The sequence below is a fragment of the Vibrio sp. OPT46 genome (assembly GCF_015163535.1).
Taxonomy (GTDB): domain Bacteria; phylum Pseudomonadota; class Gammaproteobacteria; order Enterobacterales; family Vibrionaceae; genus Vibrio; species Vibrio alginolyticus.
In genome coordinates this window covers 1-2051 of the sequence record NZ_JADDYG010000071.1, presented here as the reverse complement: position 1 = coordinate 2051, position 2051 = coordinate 1, and the positions used below count along the sequence as shown (strand labels likewise).

Genomic DNA, 2051 nt, shown 5'->3' with positions numbered 1-2051 from the left:
GTTGTTTCAAATGGGTAAGCAATCTGCAACCCTTCTGGGAACGTTGCACTCAGTTGTTCTAAGCGCTCTTTTACCGCATTGGCTGTCTCAAGCGCGTTTGCGCCAGTACCTAATGAAATACCTAACCCCGATGCTGGGAAGCCATTATATTGGCCTCGAATATCATAACTTTCTGCACCACGCTCAACGCGAGCTACATCTTTCAAATAAACATTCGAACCACTGGCGTCGGACTTAAGAATGATGTCTTGGAACTCTTCTACACTGCTCAAACGACTTGCAGAAGAAATCGTAGCATTCAACAACTGACCCTCCTGCGCAGGTGCCGCACCAAGTTGACCTGAAGAAACTTGCGCGTTCTGTTCACTGATTGCATTTGCTACGTCGATCGCGGTCAAGTTGAATTGCGTAAGCTTAAATGGATCCAGCCAAACTCGCATCGCATACTGCGCACCAAACGCCTGCACTTGTCCTACGCCAGTTACACGACTTATCGGGTCTTGAATATTCGTTACAACAAAGTCGCCGATATCGTTTTCTTTAAAGTCAGGATCTTCAGAATAAACTGCGACAACCATGAGAAATGCCGTATTGGATTTATTGACGACAATACCTTGGTTTTGTACCTCCATCGGCAATGAAGTCAATGCCAATTGCAGTTTGTTCTGCACCTGTACTTGCGCGATATCAGGATCAGCTTCGCTATCAAACGTCAGGGTAATTGTCGCATTACCAAATGCATCACTGCTCGATGATAGGTAGCGAAGGTAATCTAATCCTGTCATGTTTTGCTCGATAACCTGCGTTACCGAGTCTTCAACGGTTTTTGCTGATGCACCTGGATAGCGAGCACTGATGGTGATCGTCGTCGGTGAAATCGTTGGGTATTGCGAGACGGGTAAATTGAATAATGACATTACCCCCGCCAACATCGTTAGAATCGCGAGAACCCAAGCAAATACCGGACGATCGATAAAAAATCGTGCCATGATTACTCCTGTTCACCGTTTTGGATAGTTACCGAACTGCCTGGCCCTACCTTTTGTAAACCGGCGGTAATGACTTTATCACCCGCGTTCAAACCATCAATAATGCGCCATTGGCTATTGATCGCTTCGGCAGTCTTCACTGGTTTCGCTTCCACTTTGTTCTCGCCATTAACCGTCATCACTGTCGCTTTACCTGTCGCATCACGAGATACCGTATTTTGTGGTATTAGAATCGCATCAGGGTCGACACCAGTAATGACCGTCGCACGAACAAACATTCCAGGTAGCAACAAACCGTCAGGGTTTGGGAATTCGGCACGAAGCGTCACGCTGCCCGTACTTTCGTTCACATTGACCTCAGTAAATTTCATTGTGCCTTTGTGTTCGTAAGTGCTGCCATCTTCAAGCATCAATGTAACTTGCGCAGAGTCATCTTCTTGCATATGGCCTTGGGAGAGTGATGCTTTCAAACGCAGCAGTTGCGCGGATGATTGCACAATATCAACATTGATAGGGTCAAGCTGCTGAATGGTCGCTAATTTGGCAGCTTGGTTAGCCGTAACCAACGCACCCGCTGTCACACTCGATTTACCGATCACCCCGCTAATCGGAGCTTTGACTTGCGTATAATCTAAGTTGATTTTTGCTGTGTTGATCTTGGCTTTTGCGACTAGGACCTGCGCTTTCGCTTCTTTGTATGCCGCTTCTGCTTCATCCAAGTCTTGTTGGCTGATGGATTTTTTGGTGATCAAGGTTCTGTAACGCTTCACCGTGGCATAGGTCGACTCTGCCGCAGCTTGCGCACGGATTAATTCCGCTTCAGCGCTCAGCAAATCCGCCTGAAATGATGAATCATCAATTTGATATAGCGACTGTCCTTGTTCAACAAGGCCACCTTCAACAAAATTTCGCTCCGAAATAATGCCAGTGACTTGCGGACGAACTTCTGCTTCTTTGAATGCTCTGCTACGACCCGGCAACTCTACTGTCAATGCTTGGCGCGTTGGCTGCACTGTTAACACTTCTACTTCGGTTACGGGCGCAGGCCCCCCACCTTGGCTC

At 47.4% G+C, this 2051-nt stretch carries 2 protein-coding genes; both read right to left on the bottom strand.

The window, feature by feature from the left end; all coding sequences use genetic code 11:
- Positions 1-989, bottom strand: a 989-nt coding sequence (locus IQR33_RS02855) for an efflux RND transporter permease subunit (RefSeq protein ID WP_193843504.1), incomplete at its 3' end; no start/stop codon positions are given.
- Between the two features lie 2 nt (positions 990-991).
- A partial coding sequence (locus IQR33_RS02850) for an efflux RND transporter periplasmic adaptor subunit (protein WP_193843503.1) occupies positions 992-2051 on the bottom strand: 1060 nt, incomplete at its 5' end.